At 77.3% G+C, this 401-nt stretch carries 1 protein-coding gene; it reads left to right on the top strand.

What is annotated here, in order from left to right; genetic code table 11:
* Positions 1 to 132 precede the first annotated feature (132 nt).
* Positions 133 to 401, top strand: a 269-nt coding sequence (locus AC1DSF_RS31125; RefSeq protein WP_478184167.1) for a hypothetical protein, incomplete at its 3' end; no start/stop codon positions are given.

Raw genomic sequence — 401 nt, 5'->3', positions numbered from 1 at the left:
GTGGCGGCGTGACGACGGGCACGGTCGGCGGGGGGACGACGGTACGGGCGGCTGTGGCGGCGGGGCGCACGGTGCGGGCGTGAGCGGGCGGGTGGCGGGTGGCGTGGTTGCCGTCGACCGCGAGGGATGCGCGTGACCGCCCTCCCCGTCGTCCGCGTCATCAGTGACCGGCCGAACCACCCCACCCTGGCGGCGTTCGCGCGGCTGGTGGTGGGGGAGGCTGCCTCGGGCGCCGGTCTCGTCGGCGTCGGCGGTGATGGCGGTGACGGCGCGCGAGCGGCCGATGTCTCCGGGACGGGCATGTTCGTCGACTCGCCCGCCGCGTCGTCGCCGCGGGGACCAAGACCGCGCGGAATCGCCGAAGCCGGCGGGGGGATCGGGGCGACTGGCGACCCTGATGG

It is taken from the genome of Variovorax sp. 01N429 (genome assembly GCF_056399425.1).
This window is presented reverse-complemented; position numbering and strand designations above follow the sequence as displayed.